The 22,122-nt window shown below is 72.9% G+C and carries 14 protein-coding genes; 5 read left to right on the top strand and 9 right to left on the bottom strand.

Annotation, left to right across the window (positions count from 1 at the left end):
• Window positions 1-166: 166 nt before the first annotated feature.
• Window positions 167-1,519 (bottom strand): cation:proton antiporter, encoded by a 1,353-nt coding sequence (locus BUE44_RS07375; protein ID WP_079189550.1) that lies wholly within the window; start codon window positions 1,517-1,519, stop codon window positions 167-169.
• Between the two features lie 592 nt (window positions 1,520-2,111).
• On the opposite strand from BUE44_RS07375, the gene BUE44_RS07370 reads away from it, so the two are divergent.
• Both BUE44_RS07370 and BUE44_RS07365 read left to right on the top strand, forming a co-directional pair.
• Window positions 2,112-7,262 carry a caspase, EACC1-associated type gene (locus BUE44_RS07370; protein WP_073495056.1) on the top strand — a complete coding sequence of 1,717 codons (5,151 nt, stop codon included), beginning with the start codon at window positions 2,112-2,114 and terminating at the stop codon, window positions 7,260-7,262.
• Between the two features lie 72 nt (window positions 7,263-7,334).
• Complete coding sequence (locus BUE44_RS07365) at window positions 7,335-7,847, top strand: O-acetyl-ADP-ribose deacetylase (protein ID WP_073495054.1); 513 nt, start codon at window positions 7,335-7,337, stop codon at window positions 7,845-7,847.
• Between the two features lie 31 nt (window positions 7,848-7,878).
• Here the strand turns inward: BUE44_RS07365 and BUE44_RS07360 are convergent, their stop codons facing one another.
• The gene (locus tag BUE44_RS07360) at window positions 7,879-9,351 is read right to left on the bottom strand and encodes an MFS transporter (RefSeq protein WP_073495052.1); all 1,473 of its coding nucleotides are present in this window, start codon (window positions 9,349-9,351) and stop codon (window positions 7,879-7,881) included.
• Window positions 9,352-9,590: 239 nt separating this feature from the next.
• The gene (locus tag BUE44_RS07355; protein WP_079189549.1) at window positions 9,591-10,094 is read right to left on the bottom strand and encodes a hypothetical protein; all 504 of its coding nucleotides are present in this window, start codon (window positions 10,092-10,094) and stop codon (window positions 9,591-9,593) included.
• 241 nt (window positions 10,095-10,335) lie between these two features.
• Between BUE44_RS07355 and BUE44_RS07350 the strand changes: the two genes are divergently transcribed.
• Complete coding sequence (locus BUE44_RS07350) at window positions 10,336-11,274, top strand: SDR family oxidoreductase (protein WP_200804356.1); 939 nt, start codon at window positions 10,336-10,338, stop codon at window positions 11,272-11,274.
• A 30-nt stretch (window positions 11,275-11,304) separates the two neighbouring features.
• Here the strand turns inward: BUE44_RS07350 and BUE44_RS07345 are convergent, their stop codons facing one another.
• From BUE44_RS07345 to BUE44_RS07330, 3 genes are all read right to left on the bottom strand, one after another.
• Window positions 11,305-13,104, bottom strand: coding sequence for a vWA domain-containing protein (locus BUE44_RS07345; RefSeq protein ID WP_073495048.1), 1,800 nt, complete (start codon window positions 13,102-13,104; stop codon window positions 11,305-11,307).
• Entirely contained in the window at window positions 13,101-14,162 is a 1,062-nt protein-coding gene (locus BUE44_RS07340; protein ID WP_073495046.1) for an ATP-binding protein, read from the bottom strand. The genes BUE44_RS07345 and BUE44_RS07340 overlap by 4 nt, the downstream gene beginning before the upstream one ends.
• A 329-nt stretch (window positions 14,163-14,491) precedes the next feature.
• Window positions 14,492-15,121: an LUD domain-containing protein gene (locus tag BUE44_RS07330; protein ID WP_073495042.1), complete on the bottom strand. Its 630-nt coding sequence runs from the start codon at window positions 15,119-15,121 to the stop codon at window positions 14,492-14,494.
• Between the two features lie 312 nt (window positions 15,122-15,433).
• Between BUE44_RS07330 and sigJ the strand changes: the two genes are divergently transcribed.
• Window positions 15,434-16,459 (top strand): RNA polymerase sigma factor SigJ, encoded by a 1,026-nt coding sequence (gene sigJ, locus BUE44_RS07325; RefSeq protein ID WP_079189548.1) that lies wholly within the window; start codon window positions 15,434-15,436, stop codon window positions 16,457-16,459.
• A 237-nt stretch (window positions 16,460-16,696) separates the two neighbouring features.
• Window positions 16,697-19,126, top strand: a complete 2,430-nt coding sequence (locus BUE44_RS07320) for a lamin tail domain-containing protein (protein WP_073495040.1) — start codon at window positions 16,697-16,699, stop codon at window positions 19,124-19,126.
• Window positions 19,127-19,225: 99 nt separating this feature from the next.
• Here the strand turns inward: BUE44_RS07320 and BUE44_RS07315 are convergent, their stop codons facing one another.
• From BUE44_RS07315 to BUE44_RS07305, 3 genes are all read right to left on the bottom strand, one after another.
• Window positions 19,226-20,671 carry an oxygenase MpaB family protein gene (locus tag BUE44_RS07315; RefSeq protein ID WP_073495038.1) on the bottom strand — a complete coding sequence of 482 codons (1,446 nt, stop codon included), beginning with the start codon at window positions 20,669-20,671 and terminating at the stop codon, window positions 19,226-19,228.
• Window positions 20,668-21,438, bottom strand: a complete 771-nt coding sequence (gene uppS / locus BUE44_RS07310) for a polyprenyl diphosphate synthase (RefSeq protein WP_407640010.1) — start codon at window positions 21,436-21,438, stop codon at window positions 20,668-20,670. The genes BUE44_RS07315 and uppS overlap by 4 nt, the downstream gene beginning before the upstream one ends.
• A 148-nt stretch (window positions 21,439-21,586) precedes the next feature.
• Window positions 21,587-22,003 carry a Fur family transcriptional regulator gene (locus BUE44_RS07305; RefSeq protein WP_073495033.1) on the bottom strand — a complete coding sequence of 139 codons (417 nt, stop codon included), beginning with the start codon at window positions 22,001-22,003 and terminating at the stop codon, window positions 21,587-21,589.
• Between the last annotated feature and the right edge of the window lie 119 nt (window positions 22,004-22,122).

Raw genomic sequence — 22,122 nt, 5'->3', positions numbered from 1 at the left:
GGGACGCGGCCCGACCGGTACCCCGCGGGTCGCCTTCGTCGGCGCGGCCGGCGGCCAACTCCTGGCGGGCGCGGGTGAAGGGCACGGGCACCGGAGGGAGGGCGGGCCGGCGGGTGGCGGCCGCCCACCCCCCATCCGGGACGTGGGGGGATGCGGGGAAAGGCGGTCAGGCCTGGATCTTGGAGTCGGCCGACTCGTCGTCGGACGGCTCGCCGCCGTCACTTCCCGGCGGCGTGATGCTCACGGTGGTGCTCGCCATCAGCACGCTGCTCTTGGGCAGCAGCGGCCCGGCGAGCGCCGTGGTGACCAGGGCCATGATGACCATCATGGTGAACATCTGGCTGTCCAGGACGCCGAGTTGCACGGCGGTGTTGAGGATGATCAGCTCGGTCAGACCACGGGTGTTCATCAGCAGGCCGAGTGCCCGCGACTCCACCCAGGACAGCCCGAAGATCCGGGCCGGTGCGATGGCGCCGATCAGCTTGCCCAGGCAGGCGACGGTGATGATGGCGGCGAGTTCCAGGTACTGGCGGGCGCCGAGCCCGTTCACGTCCACACCGAGGCCGGTGACGATGAAGAAGACCGGCAGCAGGATCGTGCTGACGTTGTCGAGCGGCTTGCGCAGGTGCTCGACCAGTTCGCGTGCGGGCTCGCGCGGCATGATGAAGCCGAAGAGGAAAGCGCCGAAGATGCTGTGGATGCCGATCCACGTGGTGGCGTAGGCGGACAGGAAGGTCCCTGCCGCGAGGAGCACGAACAGCCCCCGCCACTCCTGCCGACCGGCGAAGAAGCCCACCATGCGCGCCACCAGCGGGCGTATCACCCAGAACATCACCACGACGTAGACCGCGCTCAGCGACAGCACCTGGGCCAGGTCGCGTGCGCTGCCCGAGGTCACCAGCGCCGAGACATAGGCCAGCATGCACCAGGCGATAATGTCGTCGACGGCCGCGCTCGCCAGCGACAGCGTGCCGACCCGGGTGTGCCCGAGGCGGCTGTCGGTGATGATGCGGGCCAGCACCGGGAAGGCGGTCACCGACATCGCGGCGCCCAGGAACATGGAGAAGGTGAGGAAGGAGATGTGGTGGCCCGCCACCGTGTTGTGGTGCGGGTAGAGAAAGGTGGCCAGCGCGACGCCCAGGCCGAAGGCGCAGGCGACGGACGACAGCGAGACGGCGGCCGCGACGCCGCGGTGCGGGCGGAGGATTCGCTTCTCGAACTCCCAGCCCACCATGAACATGAACAGGACCAGGCCGACTTGGGAGACCGCGGACAGCAGCGGTCTGGAGTCGGCGGGGAAGAGCTTGTGTGTCAGGTCGCCGGGGAACTGACCGAGCACGCTGGGCCCGAGGGCGATACCGGCCAGCACTTCGCCGATGACGGCCGGCTGGCGGAACCGTGGCGCCAGACTGCCCAATGCCAGACCTACCACCAGCACGAACGCGATGCCCGCGAGCATCTGCGCTACTTGTAAGTCCGTGTGGGGTGCGAGGGATTTGAGGGCCAGGGTCGACGTCATTTGCTGTTCTCCTCACGGGAGGACTGCGGCAGACCGAATCGGGATAGCGCAGGGCGGGACACGAGCGACCTGGAGGTGCCAGGCAGGCTGATGAGTGGAATGCGTCAACTGTGTCGAGCCGGACCGGCTATTCGGACGTGTCGCGCGCAGAACATGGGTTTCTTGGCCTTCGCACATTCCGTGGCAAGGCGGTCCGGCCTCGCCGGATTGCGAGCAAGTGTAATGAGCGGGGGGTGCCCCGTCTACGGAATCCGGGCAACCCCCGGCGGTCTCCTTTATCGCCCGCAAAACACGTATGCCGTCGATTCGGATCGACGAAATGCCGACGTCAAACGCCTACCGTGCGAGAAATCGTAACGCGGCGGAAACAATTCCGCGGGGCCGCGGCGGCACCCGCGCCGAGGTGGTGCCGGGCGGGCGATCGGCGTCCCGTACCGGGCGCGCGAGTCACCTGCGACGCGGCCGCCCCTGGCGTGCGGCCGCGCACCACGAATGCCCGTGCCGCCCCAGGGCGAGCTTCCCGAAGCCGCTCGGCGGCATGGGCGGATCGGTATATTGACTGCCAAGCTGGCGGAGGGTGAAGGGGAGGCCGATGCAACTGCAGCCTCCTGACAAGGCCACCTCGCGGGCTGTCTTCATCGGCACCACCGAGTACCACCCGAGCACCCGGCTCCAGCAGCTGGCGAACGTCGACAGCAGCGTCCGGCGGCTGCGCCACCTGCTGTGCGAACGCGCGGAAGCCGTCTTCGACGCCGAATTGTGCCCCGCCCCGCTGCTGAACCCGGCCCGCAGCCGGGTCGCGCTGGAGGCGCTGGAGCGGGCCGCCGGCGAGGCCGAGGACGTGCTGCTCGTCTACTACGCCGGGCACGCGGTCTCGTTGTCGAAGGGGAACGAGGACCGGCTCTACCTCGTCCTCAGCGAGGCCCAGTACCCGCGCCCGGACTGGGACAGCCTCGATTTCGGCGAGGTCAGGGCCATCCTGCGGACATCACGGGCCCGGGTGCGCATCCTGATCCTCGACTGCTGCTTCAGCGGGGTCGCCGCCCAGGGCGTGCTGTCCGGCGGTGAGCCCCCGCTGACGACCGAGCTGCTCCAGCAGATGACACTGGAGGAGGGCTGGCACATCGTCACCTCGTCGGCCGCCGACCGGACGGCCGACGACAGCGACGGCCACGGCTACACCGCCTTCACCGGCAAGCTCATCGACGGCCTGGAGCAGGGCGTCGACCGCGCCCCGGGCGGAGCCGAGCCCGCCTACCTGGGCATGGAGAGCCTCTTCTCGTACGCCCGCGCCCGCTTACCCGAGCAGGCCCCGCAGATCCTGCAGAACGGCACGCCCCACGTGGCGCTCGGCCCGAACCCGCGCAGGCTCCCGCCGGAGTACGAGCAGTGGACCGACGTCGTCGAGACCTTCCTGCGCGGCTGGGCCCCCGCCGCGGCCGAACTGGACCCGACGGTCGAGCTGGCGCGGAAACTGGTCCTCCGGCTCGCGCAGAGCTGCCAGGACGAGCCCCGGCTCGCCAACGACCCCTGGCGCTCGGCGGGCTTCGCGGTACGGATGTGCGAGCACCTCACCGACATGGTGAAACGGGCCTGCGGCCGCGCCGGCGACCCGCTGCTCAACCAGGCCGAGGCGCTGCTGGTCGGCCTGATGCCCTTCGTCTACGCCACCTGGTGGGACGGGGCGCTCGGCGAGTCCCTGAAGTCGACCGACCCGGAGCGTGACCTGCTCGGCGAGCGGCCCGCGGCGGTGGACGGATCCGACGGGCCGCGGGGCAGCTACCGCGAGTTCCTGGAACGTCGTCCCGACGCGGTGCGGCGAGCGAGGTCCGCGGTCCTGCGCGGCAACGAGACGGCCGCCCGGGCCATCTGCTGGTGGCTGTACCGCCACTGGGTGCTGAACCGGGCCTTCATCGAGCGCAAGCCCGACCCGTTGCAGGCGATCGGCGCGCTCCTGGAGGAGACCGGCGAGCCGTCGCGCACGATGCTGCGCCGGCTCTTCGGGCTCTACGGCCGGTTCACCCTCCAGCAGGTGCTCGACCCCCTCATGTCGGCGCTGCTGGCCAGCCCCGACCCCCGGCTGCGAGTCGGCAAGCCGACGACCGACACCGACATCAGGGCCGGACTGATCGCCCGGCTGCTCAGCGTCGCCCACCAGATGGCGGTCGACCCGTTCGCGCTGCCTACCGCCATCGACCACGTCAACGCCGGCAGTTCCTTCACCCCCGAGGTGCTTCGCGAGCGCTTCTGGAGCTGGCAGCGGCTGTCCCGCGACGGCTCGGGCACCGTCGGGTACGACCTCGGCGCCGAATGCGCGTCCCCCGAGGTCGCCTCGGTCCTCCGCGCGCACGTCACGGCCATGGACCGCTACGTCCTCCGGGTCACCCACCCGGACAACGGCCTCCCGGAGGCGGCCGCGCTCGGCGACGTCATCCCGCTGCGCTACAGCTCGCTGGGCGTGCGCCCGGGACCGGACGACCGGTTCAGCCTCACCGAGATGCGCCTGACCCTGGACGACGACAGCGTCCGCGAGCTGCTCATGGGCCAGCAGATCTACCACCACCCCGAGGCCGCGGTCCGCGAGCTGTTCCAGAACGCGCTCGACGCCTGCCGGCACCGGGACCGGCGGCTGGCGTTCCTGCGCCACCAGCGCGGGGACACCGAGCACGGCGGGGACTGGCGCGGGAAGATCACCTTCGTCCGCGGCCACGACGACCGCCGCCCGTACATCGAGTGCCGGGACAACGGCGTGGGCATGGGCGAGCAGGAGCTGGAGAAGCTCTTCGCCCGCGGCGGCATGCGGTTCACCACGTCCCAGGAGTATCTGGAGGAGCAGGTCGACTGGCGGCGGGCCGGCATCCAGTTGCAGCCGAACAGCATCTTCGGCATCGGCGTCTACTCGTACTTCCTGCTCGCGGACGAGATACGGGTGGTCACCCGGCGGTTCAACCGGGACGGCGAACTGGGCCAGGGCCTCCAGATCGACATCTCAGGACCCGGCGCCCTCTTCCACATCAAGCCCCTGGCGGGCATCGAGGCCGGCACCGCGGTCCGCCTGTACCTGAAGCAGGACCTGGACCTGCCGCCGCTGCACGACGTGCTCGGCCGATGGGTCTGGACGAGCGACTACGACCTCGACGCGTCGGAAGAGGGCACGGACGAGGTCTTCCGGCTGCGCGCGGGCAGGTTGAACGAGCGGGCCGCCCGGCACGGCACGGCGCCCGTGGCGACCAGCGGCTCGCCGGGCATCTGGTGGTGCCCCGGCGAGGGCGGAGTGCTCAGGGACGGCATCTGGATCGGCCACCCGGTCTTCGGAGCGGTGGTCAACCTCACCGGAGCCGCCGCCCCCGACCTGACCATCGACCGCAACCACCCGAGGGACCCCGCAGCGATCGCCGTCGACGCCCTGCTCGCCGACCGCGTCGACGCCCTGGTGCGTGCGGAAGCCGGGGTCCTCACGCCGACCTGGCTGAGCGAACTGGCCAAGGAGCGACCGGCGCTGGCGGACACCGTGCTGCGGGCCGCCGTCGAGAACGGCCTCCCCGGGTGGCAACTGGGCGGCCGGGACGCGGACATCGCCGTCGTCGGCTGCTTCGTCCCGGACGTCGCCCTGTGGGCCGGGCAGACGGGGCCGGGGGCCGGCGAGCCGTCGGCCAAACCGGCCAAGGGCGATGCCGACAGCCGACTGCTGCGCAAGGCGGACGAGATACTCGAGAACTTCCCGCCGTTCGTCGCGGACTGGCGGGCCAGGGCCTGGGCCAAGGCGGGGCTGCTGCCCGGCGTCGGCCTCGCGGACGGCGAGTCGCCGCCGGTGGCACTGCCCAGCGACGCCCTGCTGCTCGATCTGCAGAGCTTGAGCGACGCGAAGTCCTACGACTACGAGGCCATCCTGCGAGCACATGTGCGGGGGCGGCGCTCCGTGCGAAGGAACCTGGTGGAGGCGGCCGAGCGGTTGGATGCGACCCTCCCGCCGCTGCTGGCCCGGCTGTGTCTCCTCGGCCAGGACGAGCGGGTCTTCCACAGCGTCCCGCGGCAGCCCGCCGGCGACGACCGGGAAACGCCACTGCCCATCGGGGCGCAAGCCGGCTGGCTGAGCACCGACGCGCCGGTGCCCATGGGCTACATCCTGGACATGGCCCGGTTCGCGGAGTGCCCGCCCCGGCAGGTCCGGGACCGGCTGGAGCGGGTCGGCTACCGGACTCCCGAGACCCGGTATGTCCCCGAGGCGGCAACGGCCGCCCAGGACGACCTGATCATCCTCAGCGTGAACGTGACCGGCACGGGCCGCTGGCTCGAACCCGACGACGAGGTTCCGCTCAGCCACCTGCTGGTGGCGGCGGCTGCCCTGGAGTCCACCCCGCGGCAGGTCGCCGAACGCCTCACCGAACTCGGCCACCGCCTGCCCGCGCACGCCGCCGCCCATCCCGCGTGGCACACCACTCTCCGCAAGGACGACTGCGCGCTGTTGAGCCGGGACTGCGACGGCAGCCCGCCGTGGCTCGACGTCACGGCCGAGGTGCCCGTCGAGCAGCTGCTCGTCGCGGCGTCCGTCACCGATTCCACACCTCGGTGGGTCGCCGAACGGCTCACCCGGTTGGGCCTGAGCGTGTCCGCGGACGCCCGCACCCATCCCGCCTGGGAAGTGATCCTCACGCACTCCGACCGCATGCTGCTCAGCCGGGATCTGGGGGAGCGGACCTCCAGGGAGGACGAGTCCAGGAGATGGATGCCTTTGGGCACCCGCATCCCTACCGGTCACCTCTTCGCCGCCGCCGAGACCGTGAAACGGACACCCCGGCAGGTTGCGGACCGCTTCACACGACTCGGCTACGTCACGGACGACGGCGCCGGCGAGTGGCCGCGCTCCGGCCGGCTCTCCGACGATGACCTCGCCTTGATCAGCGAGTCCCTCGACGGTACGAAGCCCTCGCTCGACCCGATGGCCGAGGTGCGCATCGGGCACGTCCTCGCCGCCGCGAAGGAAACGGCGTACAGCGCGCGGGAGGCGGTGGCCCGCCTCCGCCAACTCGGCTACATCGTGCCCGACATCCCCCCGCAGACCCTGCGGTCGGCGCGTGTTCCCAGGGATGCGCTCCTCCTCAGCGTGGACCTCGACGGGCTTTACCCGTGGCTGGACCCTGCAGCCGACGTGCCCCCCGGCCATCTCCTCGCAGCGGCGGCGGCCACCAAGTCGACGCCGGAGCAGGTCGCGGAGCGGCTCGCCCTCTTCGGCCACCGGGTGCACGAGTCGGCAGCCGGCCTGGCGGCCTGGCGGACGGTCCTCAGCAAGGACGACCTGATCCTGCTCAGCAGCGACGTCAACGGCAAGGAGCCGTGGCGCCGATTCGAGGACGACGTCAGTCCGGACCATCTGCTCGTCATCGCGGCGACCCTCGGACGTACCCCCCAGTGGGTGGCGGACCGCTACGGCGTGCTCGGCTACCGGACCGTGGGGTGGGCCGCCGGCCATCCCGTGTGGCAGACCACCCTGCGCCGGGGGGACCTGCCCCTCCTCGGTGCCGGCGACGGCCACCCGAACTCGACCCTCCACGTGGCAACTCCGGTACCCCTGACGCACATCGTGCACGCGGCGGTCACCGAGGACCAGGAGCCCGGCCAGGTGTGGGCACGGCTCGAACAACTCGGCTTCACGCCTCCCCCGGGCGTGGTCTTCCCCCGCCGCGAGGCGGCGGCCGACGGCCGGGCGCAGGGACGGAAGTCCCGCTCGGGGCCGCCCGACTGACGGCAGCGCGAACAGCACCCCTGCCGGCGAGCGGCTCCGCCCAGGACCCGGCGCATGCGGCAGCATGGGGTGATGACGACCATCTCGCTCGTCCAGGGCGACATCACCGAGCAGCAGGCCGACGCCATCGTCAACGCGGCGAATTCATCGCTACTCGGCGGCGGCGGGGTCGACGGGGCCATCCACCGGCGGGGCGGGCCCGAGATCCTGGCGGCGTGCAGGGACCTGCGGGCCTCGCACTACGGGAAGGGCCTCGGGGTGGGGCAGGCCGTCGCCACGACGGCGGGGCGGCTGCCGGCGCGGTGGGTCATCCACACGGTGGGGCCGGTGTGGTCGGCGGAGGAGGACAGGTCGGGGCTGCTCGCGTCCTGCTACCGCGAATCGCTGCGGGTCGCCGACGAGTTGGGGGCCTCGTCGGTGGCTTTCCCCGCGGTGTCCACCGGGGTCTACGGGTGGCCGCTCGACGACGGAGCCCGTATCGCACTGGAGACCGTGCGCCGCGCGGACACGGCCGTGACCGACGTGCGGTTCGTGCTCTTCGACGAGACCGCCTACGCGGTCTTCGCGGCGCTGCACCGCGGGTGACGCCCCGCGGACGGGGGACCGGCGGCCGCGGTCACAGGCAGGAGTCGTCCTGGTCACCGCGCCGGGTCAGGCGGGCGAAGAGGGGCGGGGAGTACCAGCCGGGGCGCTCCCCGCTCATCCAGTCCTGCACCGACGGCTTCGGTGGCCGCACTCCGCCGAGGGCGTAGAGGGCGGCGCCGAGGACCCCGCCGGCCACCGCGAGGGCGAAGCAGATCCACAGGGCCGTCCGGGTGCCGGAGTCGGGATCGCCGCCGACGGTGGCGGCGACGTACAGCAGGATCGGGGCGATCATGAAGGCCGCCACCGCCCGGAGCAGCTCGATGATGGCGAAGACGCGCTGGACGTTGTTCGAGCGCAGCGAGAAGCCGGCGATGAAGAGCGCGGGGACGACGGACGAGCCGACGCCGATGCCGACCAGGCCCGAGCCCACGGCGACGAGCGCGGAGGTGGGCGGGGAGGCGGCGTTCATGACCGCGATGCCGACGCTGAGGAAGGCCAGGCCGACGAGGACGAAGTAGTGCAGCAGGCGGGTGCGGAAGACGGCGCCGAAGACGAGCGCGGTGATCACCGCGCCGCCGAATTCGGGGAGGTAGAGCAGGCCCAGGTGCAGGGGCGAGTAGCGGCCCGCGAGCGAGGTCAGGGTCAGCGAGATCGCCGAGACCGACGCGGCGGCCGCGCAGATGGCGGCGACGATGCCGGCGACCGGGAGCGTACTGACCAGGCTGCGCACGCACAGCAGCGGGCGCTTGGCGGTGTACTCGTGGACGAACAGGATGATGATCAGCAGCAGCCCGCCGAGCAGCGGCCCGCACGCCCTGGCGTCGAGGAAGCGGTGGGTGAGCAGTTCCGAGGCGCCGAAGAAGGCGGCGACGCATCCCACGGTGGCCAGTCCGAGGGCGATGTAGTCGACGGGGGCGTCGGGATTGGCCGGCGGCGTCTCCTGGTAGGTCAGCAGGGAAAGGACGAGCGCGGCTACGGCGATGCCGGCGATGATCCAGAACAGCGGCCGCCATCCGTGGGCGTTCGCCTGGATGCCGCCGACCACCGGGCCGAGCGCGACCGCGCCGAAGATGCAGACGTTGAGGACGACGGCGGTCTCGCGCAGCCGGGGCGCCGGATATCCGATGATCAGCGGCGGCACGGCCGCGATCAGCAGCAGGCTGGTGCACAGGCCTTGCAGGACGTGCCCGACGATGAAGACCGCGGCGGTGGTCGCCGCCGCGGTGAGCACCGAGCCGATCACCAGCAGGGCGCCGTAGACGAGCAGCATCCGGCGCTGCGGCAGCCGCTGCGCGAACTGCACGGCGAGGACCGTGCCCACCGCGTAGCCGGCGTTGGCCATGCCCGTCGTCACGTCGATCGCCTGCGGGCTCATGTGCAGATCGCGGGCGATGAGCGGGGTGATCGGCCCGAGGGCGGCGGAGAGGGCCAGGAAGGGCACCAGGGCGAAGACGACCATCGTCGCCACCACGGGATAGCGGCCGGCGAGCGGACCTTGTCGCATGGGTCGGCTTCTCCTCATTTCGGCGGAAACGGTATGCAATCACGATGGTGGACCGCCGGCGCCGGTCTTCCGCCAAGCGGAGCCGCTGAAGTCACCCGTTCGACGGTCGCCGGATGCGCGCCGCCTGGCGTACGCCGGTCCACCGGCCGGCCCACCGCACCGCGGGGACCATGGCCGAGCCGCCGGCGGCGAAGATCGCGGCGGGTACGAGCCAGCCGGCCGGGCCGTGGGGGCGGGCCTCAGTGCTGGGCCGCGGCCAGGCGCTGGACCTGCTGGGTGAGGAGGGCGGGCGGGAAGGGGGTCAGCCTGCCGACGTCCACCATGTCGAAGGCGGCGATGACGTCGCCGACCCGGACGACGACCCGTTCGGTGTACTTGACGTCCCCCTCGGGCAGGGCGGCCGCCTCCTGGAACCGCACCGCCTGGTCGCCCGCCGCCGGGGCGGCTTCCCGGACGATGCGGCTGGTGTAGTGGTTGCCGCCGTAGTCGAGGCCGGAGACGGTACGGCACAGGGACAGGTCGGCGGCCAGCACGCGGAAGAGGCCGGCGGCGGCGCCGTGCGGGTAGGCGGCGAGGGTGGCGGCTCCCGGATAGATGTCCGCCTTCCAGTTGATCAGCTGGCTGACGCCGGCCGGGGAGGCCCTGCCGTAGACGATGTCCCACACGTCCTGGCACGCCGCCGGAGTGAGCGGCGGCCGCCGCTGGGCCGCGGTGGCGTCCTTGGCCAAGGTGGCGACGGGCATGTCGTAAGTCCCCGGAGTGGCACCGGCCTTGAAAGTGAGCGACGTCAACGTCCGCACCGTGACGGCCGCTGCGGCGGTGAAGGCGGGTACCGGCACGGGCGGCTGGGCGGCTGGGCGGCTGGGCGGCGGTGGTGGCGGTCGCGGGCGTGCGGGCGGCGGTGGCGGGGGCCGCGCGGACCTTCCCCCTGGTGCCGGACCCGGCGGGTCCCGTGCGGACATTCTGGCGGGCATCATGGCCGGTATGGAAACGCATGAGGACAGCGCACTGGCCGGAAGGATCGCGCTCGTCGCCGGTGCCACCCGGGGTGCGGGGCGGGCGCTCGCCGTCGAGTTGGGGCGCGGCGGCGCCACCGTCTACGTCACCGGCCGCACCACCCGTGAACGGGTCAGCGAGGTCGGCCGGAGCACCGAGACCATCGAGGAGACCGCGGAGCTGGTCACCGCGGCCGGCGGCACCGGGATCGCCGTACCCACCGACCACCTCGACGAGGACCGGGTACGCGACCTCGTCGCGCGGATCGACCGCCAGCAGGGGCGGCTCGACATCCTCGTGAACGACCTCTGGGGCGGCGAACACCTCGTCGCCGGATCGGTGTTCGGCAAGAAGAGCTGGGAGACGCCGCTCGCCGACGGCCTGCGCATCCTCGAACTCGGCGTGCGGTCCCACGTGATCACCGCCGCGCTCGCCCTCCCGCTGCTCATCCGCTCCGACGGTCCGCTGCTCGTGGAGGTCACCGACGGCACGGCGGCCACCAACCGCCGCTACCGCGAGAACCTCTACTACGACCTCGCCAAGAACGCCCCGATCCGCATCGCCTTCGGCCTGGGCGAGGAGCTGGCCGAATACGGCGGCGCGGCGGTCGCCGTCACGCCCGGCTACCTGCGCTCGGAGCAGATGCTCGCCCACTTCGGCGTGACCGAGGCCACCTGGCGCGACGCCGTCGCGCAGGAGCCGCACTTCGCCATCGCCGAGTCGCCCCATTACCTCGCCCGCGCGGTCGCCGCCCTCGCCGCCGACCCGGACCGGGCCGCCCGCTGGAACCGGAAGTCCACCTCCAGCGCGGAGTTGGCCCGCGCCTACGGTGTGCGGGACGTGGACGGCAGCCGGCCCGACGCGTGGGCGTACTTCGAGGACGTCCACTACGGCGGCAAGGACGGCACGCCGGAGGACTACCGCTGATCTGCGCCGGCTCCTGATCCGCTCCGGCTCTCAGCGCATCTCGAAGACCGGTCCCCTCGGGCTGAAGGGCAGCCGGGCGCCGCGCGGCAGCAGGAAGGCGTGCTCGCGCCGTATCCGCAGCACGTCGCACGCGCCGTCGGTGATCACCAGCACCGGAGCGCCCGGGGGGAAGTCGTCGGCGGCCAGCAGGAGTTCGACGCCCGGCTGCAGGACGGTGCCGCCGCGGCCGCGTACCCGCACCCGGGAGGCGATCTCGGTCGCCGGCAGGTAGCCGGCGTCGAAGGGCGCCGCGTCGCAGAAGACCACCCGGGCCGCGGGGACGTCGCGCGACTCGGCGTAGGAGGCGATGGCGCCCAGCGCCTTGCCGAGCAGGCGGCGGTCCATCGAGAACGAGGTGTCCAGGACGACGCCGAAGGTGCAGCGCTCCAGCTCCTCGGGCGGGAAGTAGTGCCCCGCGCGCGGGATGCCGGGCGTCGAGGCCTGGCGGCGGGCGGGCCGGGCGAAGCTGCGCACGGGCTGCGGGCGCGGGACGTACTCGTCGAACCAGCGGGCCAGCCGTACGTCCCAGGGCAGCGGCGGGTGGGCCAGGGCCGCGATCTCCTCGACCAGGCCGGCCGGCAGGGTGCCGCGGGTGCGGTCGTGCAGGTCGAAGCCCTGGAGCAGGCCGCGGCGGTAGAAGCCGTCCAGGTCGACGTAGTCCGCGGGCGCGGACGGGTGCGGCAGCGGCTCGCCCAGGATGTCGCCGCGGCCCTTGCCGCGCAGGGTCGCCAGCCGGCGCATGCGGCGCAGGTCGGTGGTGATGCGCTCGTAGACCTCCTCGGCGGACAGGCCGGTGAGCTCCGGGTCGTGCAGCAGGCCTTCGGGCATCGCGCCGACGCCCATCTCCAGCAGCCAGGCGTTGATGACGAAGTCGCAGGCCACGTTGAAGAGATACGGGTCCCGGGCGCCGCGGCGGTCGGCGTGGTGGAGGGCGGCGTGCAGCATCTCGTGGGCCAGGATGAACCGCCACTCGTCCTCGGCGTGCACGCGCAGCGGGTTGACGTAGATCTCACCGGCGGCCGCGTTCACCGCGGCCACCGAGATGTGGTGGGCGCGGGCCAGGTCCGCGTCGGCGACCACCGTCATGCCGGCGGCGATGCCGCCGAGCAGCGGGTAGGACGACACGAACCAGTCAAGTGCCCGGTCCCACGGGCCCTTCGGCCGGTCGGTGGAGGCACCCGCGGCGGCCATCGACTCCGAGACCGTACGGGTCAGGGCGCGCGCGAAGGCCTCCCGCCAGTCCTCGGGGTCGCGTTCGTACGGCCAGGGCTCCAGCCGCTGGTCCGGCTCCGGTCCGGCCGCACCGCAGCGGGCGTACAGGGCGGGGATGCCGTCGCGCCGGAAGCGCTCGGCGATCTGCTCCTCGTCGCCGCCGGGGAAGGACTCCGGCAGCTCGAACGGCGCGGTACCCAGCGGGTGCGACTGCTGGAAGCGGTTCACCACCACGCAGCGCGCCGCCAGGTCGTAGCGGTCGGGCTGCGTACGGTCGCCGCGGACCGCCGGCAGGTGGCCGAAGCCCAGGTGCAGCACGCAGTGCGCCAACACCCATGCCCACTCGCGGGGTTCGGCCAGCCGCTCGGGATTCGCGTGCACGCAGCCGTCGGACTCCGCCAGCGCCCACCCCCCGGCGGGGGCGGCACGGCACGCCGAACGGCAGAAGACCGCGTCGAGCGCCCCCAGCGCGGGGTCGGCCCGCACCATGGCCAGGCCGAGCTGGTAGTTGCGCGCCAGGCGCGGGTCGGGCGGCGGGGGCTGCCGGTTCCCGGCCCTGCCGCGGCGCCGGCTGCTCACCGGCGGGCCTCCACCAGCCGGGGCATGTCCCTGGCGGCCTCGATCAGGAACCAGGCCGGCAGCACCGCCTTGCCGTCCTCGTCGTCCGCGATCACCGTCTGGGCGACCTCGACCGAGATCTCGGCGAGCTGCACCAGCAGGGCCTGCGCGCGGTAGGCGGTCTGCCGCACCGACGGCGAGGCGTGCTCCTTGCTCGCCGGCAGCTCCCTGATCAGTCGCCCGCGGAAGGACTCCGCCAGGTAGTAGAGCAGGTCGCGGTCCTGCACCCGGTTCGGCCAGCGGGCGTCGCCCTTGAGGACCGCCTCGATGCCGAACTCGCTCCGCACGACGCGGACATACCCGCAGAAGGCGGAGGCGTGCGTCGGCGTGAGCGTGCCGTACGCCAGCACCTTGAGCGACTGCTCGTCCAGCGCCGGCCCGAAGGACCGGAGGGCGTCGGACAGCATGTGCCAGGAGCGCGGGGTGGAGAAGGGCTCCTCCGTCTTCGGCGGCTTCGACCACAGGTGGTGCGGCCGGTCGGTGAGGTAGTCGGCCACCCACGGGTGGATGTCGGAACGCGCCGCCCAGCTCAGCCAGTCGTCGGCCGACGCCTCAAGGTGCACATGGGTGAGGCGGTTGACCAGCGCGGAGGCCAGCGGCCGGGCGAGCGCGCTGTCGGTGGCGCGGTTGCCCGCGCCGATGACGACGCTGCCCGCGGGCAGCTCGTAGTTCCCGATCCGCCGGTCCAGGATCAGCGAGTAGAAGGCCTTCTGCACGTCGGGCGTCGCCGCGTTCAGCTCGTCCAGGAACAGGCAGTACGGCTCGTCGCGCGCGATGGCCTCCGGCGGGCAGAACACCGACCGCCCGTCCCGTATCTGCGGCACCCCGATGAGGTCCTCAGGGGCCAGCTGCGTGCCCAGCAGGCTCACGCACTCCAGGCCGAGCGCCTCGGCGAACTCCCTGACCAGGGACGACTTCCCGATCCCGGGCGCCCCCCAGAGGAAGACCGGCCGGACAGTGGCAAGCCCGAGCAGCAGCTCGGACACCTGGGCCGGTCGCACGGTCACGGCAGCCTGCACGGACGGATCAGCTCCTGATGACGGGGAAAGGCGGGCGGCCCCGACGGCACACCGCCCGCCCCGCATGCTCCCGCGCCCGGACGAGGGGGCGCACCCCGTTTTCGGGGCCGCCGCACCCGCCCGCGCCGCCGCTCAGCCGCCGCACCCGCCCGCGCCACCGCCGCACCCGCCCGCGCCACCGCCGCACCCGCCCGCGCCACCGCTGCACCCGCCCGCGCCGCCGCTCAGCCGCGGCGCCCGTACGCGTACCGCCAGCCGCAGGGCGGCCGGGCGCGCGGCGGTGAGTGGCCGGCGCCCGGGTCCTGAAAAGCCCTGCGAGCAGGGGTGGTTCAGAAGCCGATGGCCTCGCGGAGGAGGAGGACGATGCCGCGTCCGGGGACGGGCTCGGCGTTGAGGATGAGGAGGCGGTTCATGGCGCTGGGCTTGCCGTAGACGCCCTGGGCGCGGGTGTTCTCCAGCGGGAAGGTGTGCTCTTCGAGGCGCCGCATCGCCGTCTCCAGGTCGGGGACGACCTTCTGGGCGCCGACGACCCAGATGGCGAGGCCGGCGCCGCCGGAGTACGGGGGCAGCTGGCTGCCGCTCGCGGAGGCGACCAGCATGGAGCCGGTCTCGGTGACCGCGGCGACGCTGCCGATGACGACGTCGGGCGCGGCGAGCAGCTTGCGGATGTCGTGGCTCTGGGTGACGCGGTCCATGGCCACGACGACCGGCTTGAGCGCCTCGTAGCGGCCGCTGGTGTTGATGTCCTGCTCGATGCCGGACAGGCGGGTGGTCTCACTGGCCGAGGTGTAGACGCTGGAGCCCTCGGGGACCAGCTCCTGCACGCGGGCGCGGGCGGCGGCGCCGTCGTCGAGGATCTCGACGACGAAGCCGTGCGACTTCAGTGCGGCAGCGGTCCGCTCCAGGCGCTCCTCGGACACGGGGTCGGCGAAGAGGGTGGCCGGAATCTGCGAGGTCATGATCTGTCTCCTGGACTGGTCGTCATGGGATGGGCCGTGCGTGGCGCACGCGGCGCCGGGGAGGGCGTCATGGGCCGGCCGCGCGTCCGGGCGCGGTCCGTACGGCCGGGTCCGCCGGGGGCGGTCAGGGAGCTGAGCGCGCTGGTCATCGTGTGCTGCCGGGCTTCCTGTTCGCTGGACGGCGGGTTCCTCTCACCCACTCCGACGACGCAGCGCCGCGGAATGTCAGGCACCACGCGTGTCACATTCCGGCGGGGCGAGTTGTCGTACGGGCGTGGGCAGCCGGCCGAGACCGAGGGAGTCGCCACCGTCATGAGCACCCGACCCGGTCCGGGGTACGACCGATCGGACGCCGGCCCCGACCTGGACGCGATCATGAGCGAGCGGCGCCACCTGCTCGGTCTGGCCTACCGGCTGCTGGGCTCGCTGGCTGAGGCCGAGGACGCCGTGCAGGAGACGTACACCCGCTGGTACGCGATGTCCCGGCAGCAGCAGGACGCCGTCGAGTCGCCGGGGGCGTGGCTGACGCGGGTCGCCAGCCGCGTCTGCCTGGACCTGCTCGGTTCCGCGCGGGCCCGGCGGGAGCGCTACGTGGGCGAGTGGATTCCCGAGCCGCTGCCGGAGCACACGCAGTGGGCGACCGGCCGGCCGGAGGACGCGACGGCTGACCCGGCCGACCGGGTCACGCTGGACGAGTCGGTCAACATGGCCTTCCTCGTCGTCCTGGAGTCGATGACGCCGGCCGAGCGGGTGGCCTTCATCCTGCACGACGTCTTCCGCTACCCCTTCGCCGAGATCGCCGGGATCACCGGCCGAACTCCCGGCGCCTGCCGCCAGTTGGCGTCCTCGGCGCGGCGCCGGATCCGCTCGGCGCGGGCGTCCGCGAACCCCGCGGCCCGGCAGGCCGGCATCGTGCGGGACTTCATGCAGGCCTGGCAGGCCAGGGACATCGACGCCCTGGTCGGCCTCCTCGACCCGGACGCCACGATGATCGCCGACAGCGGCGGCCTGGTGGCCGCCGTCCTCCACCCGGTCGAGGGCGGCCCCCGGATAGCCAGGGCCCACATCGACATCGCCCGCGCGGCCCCCGACCTGACCCTCGCCGAGACGACGGTCAACGGCCAGCCGGGCCTGGTCGCGCAACGCGACGGCCTCACGGTCACGGTCTACGCCTTCCAGACCGCCGGCCCCCGCATCACCCGCATCTGGGCGGTCCGCAACCCCGAAAAGCTGCACTCCTGGACATCCCGCCGACCCCCCGGAACCCCGCACGCGACTACGATCGCCGGCCATGGACTGGCTGGAACGCACCGAGCAGCTGCGGCAGTGGACCCGTGACGGCGTACGCCGGCCCGCCGCCGCCAACGTGACTGACGCATACGGGAGCTGGTCCTGACCGGGCGCTAACACCGGTGCGCCTTCCGCGGCAACCCCCGCCCGGCCTTGCCCTCCTGAGCAGCGGTACGGCGAGTGTTCACCCGGTGTTGGGGGCAACTTTGCCGTGGTATCGGACTCTTCGGGAGGTGATGCGTTCCCCTTGCCCGCTGCGGCGGCCTGCGAAGAGGACAGACAAGAGTGCACAAGTATCGGCCGGCGCGTATCGCGCTGGTAGCCGCGGTGTTGGCTGTCGTGCCGCTCGTCGGGGTCGCCGTCGCGGTGCCTGCCGTCGCGGGTGGGGCGGGGGCCACGGGGGTGGGCGCGGTGCGGATCAATGAGGTGGAGTCCAGCGGGGGGACGCCGGGGGACTGGGTCGAGTTGGTCAACACCGGGGGCTCCGCGGTGGATCTGTCGGGGTGGGTCGTCAAGGACAACGACGACTCGCACGTCTTCCCGATCGCGGCCGGGACCACGCTGGCCGGCGGGGGGTTCGTGGCGCTGGACGTCGATCCGGTCTTCGGGCTCGGGAGCGCGGACTCCGCGCGGCTGTATCTGCCGGACGGGACCACGCTGGTGGACTCGTACAGCTGGACGGCGCACGCGGCCACGACGTACGGGCGGTGCCCGGACGGTACGGGGGACTTCGTGACGACGGCCGCCTCGACCAAGGGCGCGGCGAACGCGTGCGGTTCGGACGGGGGTCAGGGGCCGGGGCAGCCCGCGGCGGTGTGGCCGGGGGGCGCGGGCACCGGGACCGTCGACGGTGAGGACGTCTTCGGTACGAACATGAGCGGTCTGGCGTACGAGGGTTCGGGCGGTGCGGCGCCCGGCGTGCTCTGGGGGGTGCAGAACGGGCCCGGCACTCTGTGGCGGTTGGAGTGGGACGGCGCGAAGTGGGCGCCGGACACCGCCGGCGGGTGGAGCGCGGGTAAGGCGCTGCGGTATCCGGACGGCTCCGGCGACCCGGACTCCGAGGGCGTCGCCCTGACCCAGGCGGGCCCGGCCGGCGGCGTGTTCGTGTCGACCGAGCGCGACAACGACGCGAGCGGCGTCAGCCGGCCCGAGGTGCTGCGCTTCGACCCGAGCGCGCGGACCGCGGACCTGACGGCCACGGGCGAGTGGAACCTGACCGCCGACCTCCCGGCGGTGAGTCCCAACAGCGGCCTTGAGGCGATCTCCTGGGTCCCGGACGCGTTCCTGACCTCGCACCGCTTCCTCGACGAGCACACCGGCGCGGCCTACGACCCGGCCGCCTACCCGGACCACGGCGACGGCCTGTTCTTCGTCGGCCTCGAAGCGACCGGCGGCGTCTACGCGTACGCGCTGGACCAGAGCGGGACCGGTTACACCCGGGTCGCCACCGTCGCCACCGGCTTCAGCGCGGTGATGGACCTGGAGTTCGACCCGGAGACCGGCCACCTGTGGGCGGAGTGCGACAACACCTGCCACGGCCGCACCGCGACCCTCGACATCGGCGCGGACGGGAAATTCGCCGTCTCCGGCCGCTACGAGCGGCCCGCCTCGATGCCCGACCTCAACAACGAGGGCTTCGCGATCGCACCGCAGTCGCAGTGCGTGGCCGGGCAGAAGCCGGTCTTCTGGTCCGACGACAGCGACGACGACGGCCACGCCCTGCGCGCCGGCACCGTCAACTGCACCGTCCGCGAAGCCGACGCGGACGGCGACGGCATCGAGGACGCCGTGGACGCGACCTACCCGCCGGGCACCCCGCAGGCGGCCGACCCGTCCAACGGCACCTACTCCGACGTGCTCACCGGCGGCACGACCTCGGGCGCGATCATCGACCGCGGCGGCCGTACGCTCACGATCTCCGACGCCCACAACCCGGCCGGTGTGCTGGTCAGCACCGGCCCCGGTACCGCGCCCGCGCGGATCAGGCCGGCCGGCAGCGGCGCGACGGTCGCCCTCGGGCAGGGCTCGTACGAGCTGACCGGCTCGGGTGCCACCAGCACGCTGCGGACCGCCGACGGCGAGCCGGCGGTCGTCACGGTGAGCGTGAACGGCACGCCCGTCGCGCTGACGGTGGGCCGCGGCGGTTCGGTCACCTACACGGAGTCCGGCGCGGGCGGCAAGGTCACCGGCCTCGGCGGCATCCGGCAGGCGGGCGACGTCACCGTCAGCGCGGCCGGCCTTCCGGCGGGTGCATGCACGGCGGTCGAGAACGTCATCGTCGCCACGACCGGCAACGACCGCGTCGCGGGCACCCCGGGCAACGACCTGATCCTCGGCCGCGGCGGCAACGACACGGTCGACGGCAAGGGCGGCAGCGACTGCGTGGTCACCGGCAGCGGCAACGACACGGTCACCACGGCCGACGGTGACGACTGGATCGACGCGGGCGGCGGCAACAACACCGTGGCCGCGGGCGGCGGTTCGAACGACGTGGCGACCGGCAGCGGCAACGACCGCATCACCACCGGAGACGGCGCCGACACCGTCACCGCGGGCGGCGGCAACAACACGGTCGCCCTCGGCGGCGGCGACGACACCGTCACGGCCGGCAGCGGCAACGACACCGTCGACTGCGGTGCCGGCACGGACACCGCGCTGGCCGGCGGCGGCCACGACACCGATGTCGGCGGGCACTGCGAGACCTTCGGCAACTGAGCCGCCGGGGGCAGGCAACCGAACCCCCTGTAGGGACAACCGAGCCGCCCCGACGACCGGTTTGAGCCACCCGGACCTGGAGCCGGGCGGCTCCCGGCCCTACGCGCCGGTCAGCAGCGGGTCGTACGCCGTCGAGTAGCGTCGGCCCGCCATGAAGGCCAGGAAGTCCTGGACGAAAGCGCTGCGGGAATAGCGGCCTTCCGCGCCGGCGACCGTACGGTGGAAGCCGGTGCGGAAGAGGGCCCGGTATTCGCCCGCGTCGATGGACTGGTCGCCGTCCGCGTCGGTGGCGTCGAAGAGCACCTCGGCGACCCTGATCAGGGCGGGGCCCGCCAGGGACGGGACGGCGACTGCGTACTCGTCCTTGCTGACCCGGCCGTCGCCGTCCGTGTCCAGCGCGGTCTGCAACTCGCGCCACCAGTCGGCGAACGCGGTGTAGAGCCGGGTCTCGGCCGGCTCGTCCAGGTCGAGCCGGGTGCACAACTCCCGCGCCATCCCGGCCAGGTCGGGCCAGGACAGGTAACCGTCGCCGGTCTGGTCGAGCACCTCGCTGAAGAACTCCTCGGCGCTGCGCCGCGGTTCGCCCCCCGCGCCCTCCGGGGAGCGCTGCACGGGGAAGGGCGCGACCAGCCGGACGAGCGCGCCGGCCCGCTTCATCCGTGCCCGCAGCGCGGTGATCGTGGCGAGCCGGGGGTCGTCGCTGTCGGGGGACAGCGTCAGCAGGCCGGCGAGCTGGTCGGTCCTGAGCCAGCCGTCGGGCAGGAAGCGGGCGAGCCCGGCGGCCAGGTAGGCGCTGTGCATCAGCGTCTGGGCGCCCGGGATCTCGGGCAGGCCGGCCCGCCGCCGGAAGGGCTCGGGCAGCGACGCCACGGTGATCGTGCCGATGGCGGGCCCGGCGAGCGCGCGCCCGGCCGCCCAGACGGTGGGCAGGCCGCCGAGCAGCGGCGGCGCGGGGAGGTGGTCGAACAGCCGGTAGAGGATGATGCGCAGCGCCTCGGTGCCCTCCAACTCCTCGGCCACCATCCGGTCGTAATACGACCAGAACTCCGGGAGCGTGGGCGGCAGATGTCCCGCCCGATCCCCCATGGCGGCCAGGAAGGCGCGGAATTCGGCGTAGAGCCGCTCCATCGTGGCCCGGTCCAGCGGCTGGCCGCTCAGCCGGCACATGGTGACGGAACTCTCGAAGAGCGTCGCGACCACCCAGGCCCGCACCTGCGGGTCCATCGCGTCGTACGGCCGGTCCTGCTCGTCGGTGCCGCTGAGCCGCGCGTGCAGCCGGTTGAGCCGGGCGGCCTCCCGCTGCCGGGTGGCCTCGTCGGCGCCGAACATCCGCTGGAGGCTGACCAGGGTGTTGCGCAGCCGCCGCCACGGGTGCGTCACGAAGGTCGAGCTGTCGATCAGGGCCGCGCCGATCTGCGGGTGCGCGGCCTCCAGGACGGTGGCGCGCACCATCGCGAGCGCCCAGCGCGGGTCGTCGAAGAAGCGGTGGAACTGCGAGTCGGGGCCGAAAAGGGATTCCGGGCCGGCGGTCGTCGGGTCCGTCACGGGCGGGGGTCTCCGTTCACGTGCGGCGGCACGCCGCCGAAGCGGCGATCGCGTTGCTGGTACGTGCGCAGGCACTCCAGGAAGTGCGGTGCGCGGAAGTCCGGCCAGAGCACCGGCGGGAACATCCACTCGGCGTAGGCCACCTGCCAGAGCATGAAGTTGGAGATGCGCTGCTCGCCCGAGGTCCTGATGACGAGGTCCACGTCGGGGGTGTCGGGGAAGGGCAGGTGCGAGGCGAAGTGCCGCTCGTCGACGGCGTCGGCGGGCACTCCGCTGCGGATCAGGGAGCGGGCCGCCTCGACGATGTCCTGGCGTCCGCCGTGGTCGAAGGCCACGGTCAGCGTCATGCCGCGGTTGGCGTCGGTCAGCGTCGTCAGGTCGGCGAAGTCGCGGGCGAGCGCGGCGGGGATGCGGGGGTCGGTGACGCCGAGGAAGCGGCAGCGGATGCCGCGTGCGTGCAGCAGCGGTGCGTGCTTGCGTACCACCCGGCGCACCAGGTGCATGAGGAAGTCGACCTCGGTGGTGGGGCGTTGCCAGTTCTCGGTGGAGAAGGCGTAGAGGCTCAGCCACTTCACGCCGGCCGTGCGCGCGGCCTCGATGACGTCGATCACCGTCGTCTCGGCCGCCCGGTGTCCCGAGGTGCGGGGCAGCGAACGCCGCTGTGCCCAGCGGCCGTTGCCGTCCATCACACACGCGACATGGCACGGCCGGGTACGTAACGAGGCTGCCGACACCGTCCCCCCTCCGTTCCGCTCCCGGGGGCCGATCGGCGCCCTGCCAGGCAGCGTCCCGCGCCGGGGCGGCGGGCACGTGGGGAACGGGTTGGATTCACCCTTCGTACGCCAGTACGATTACCGGTCGGCGGGCATCGGCGAGGTGGCCCGCCCGCTCGGCCCTCCGGGGGACGCCGGCCGCTCAGGCTTTCGCGCAGTCCGGGCACAGCCCCCGGTAGGTGACCTCGGCCGCCGCCACGGTGAAGCCGAAGCGCTCCCGTGCGGGCAGGTCGGTCAGCGGGTCCCGGTCCGGGTGGACGTCGCGGACGGTGCCGCACTCGGAGCAGACCAGGTGGTGGTGGGGGTGGTGGGCGTTCGGGTCGTAGCGCCGGGCGCGGCCGTCGGTGGCCACTTCTATGACCTCGCCGAGCGAGACCAGCTCGCCCAGCGTGTTGTAGACCGTCGCCCGGGAGATCTCCGGCAGCAGCGCGGCCGCCCGCGCGTGCACCTCGTCGGCCGTGAGGTGGACATGGTCACCGTCGAGCACCTGCGCGACGACACGCCGCTGGGAGGTCATCCGCCAGCCGCGCCCTCGCAGTCTGTCCAGCAGGTCACTCATATCGGCTCACCTGTCGCCTGTTCGTTCTCGCGGGTTACCAGGACTTTAGCAGCGGAGATCCGTTTTTCGACGGTGTGTGCTCTTGGGCCGCTTCTTGACTTGGACTGTGTCCATCGTAG

It is taken from the genome of Actinacidiphila paucisporea, assembly GCF_900142575.1.
In the GTDB taxonomy this organism is placed as follows: Bacteria; Actinomycetota; Actinomycetes; order Streptomycetales; family Streptomycetaceae; genus Actinacidiphila; species Actinacidiphila paucisporea.
The sequence above is the reverse complement of the archived record's forward strand: the minus strand, read 5'-3'. Positions and strand labels throughout refer to the sequence as shown.

Bases quoted from the DNA above. Each gene is read 5' to 3' on its own strand.
- BUE44_RS07370 (WP_073495056.1), top strand. From the start codon at position 2,112: ATGCAACTGCAGCCTCCTGACAAGGCCACCTCGCGGGCTGTCTTCATC.
- BUE44_RS07305 (WP_073495033.1), bottom strand. From the start codon at position 22,003: ATGAGTGACCTGCTGGACAGACTGCGAGGGCGCGGCTGGCGGATGACC.
- sigJ (WP_079189548.1), top strand. From the start codon at position 15,434: ATGAGCACCCGACCCGGTCCGGGGTACGACCGATCGGACGCCGGCCCC.
- BUE44_RS07375 (WP_079189550.1), bottom strand. From the start codon at position 1,519: ATGACGTCGACCCTGGCCCTCAAATCCCTCGCACCCCACACGGACTTA.
- BUE44_RS07355 (WP_079189549.1), bottom strand. From the start codon at position 10,094: ATGCCCGTCGCCACCTTGGCCAAGGACGCCACCGCGGCCCAGCGGCGG.
- BUE44_RS07360 (WP_073495052.1), bottom strand. From the start codon at position 9,351: ATGCGACAAGGTCCGCTCGCCGGCCGCTATCCCGTGGTGGCGACGATG.
- BUE44_RS07350 (WP_200804356.1), top strand. From the start codon at position 10,336: ATGGAAACGCATGAGGACAGCGCACTGGCCGGAAGGATCGCGCTCGTC.
- BUE44_RS07330 (WP_073495042.1), bottom strand. From the start codon at position 15,121: ATGACCTCGCAGATTCCGGCCACCCTCTTCGCCGACCCCGTGTCCGAG.
- BUE44_RS07365 (WP_073495054.1), top strand. From the start codon at position 7,335: ATGACGACCATCTCGCTCGTCCAGGGCGACATCACCGAGCAGCAGGCC.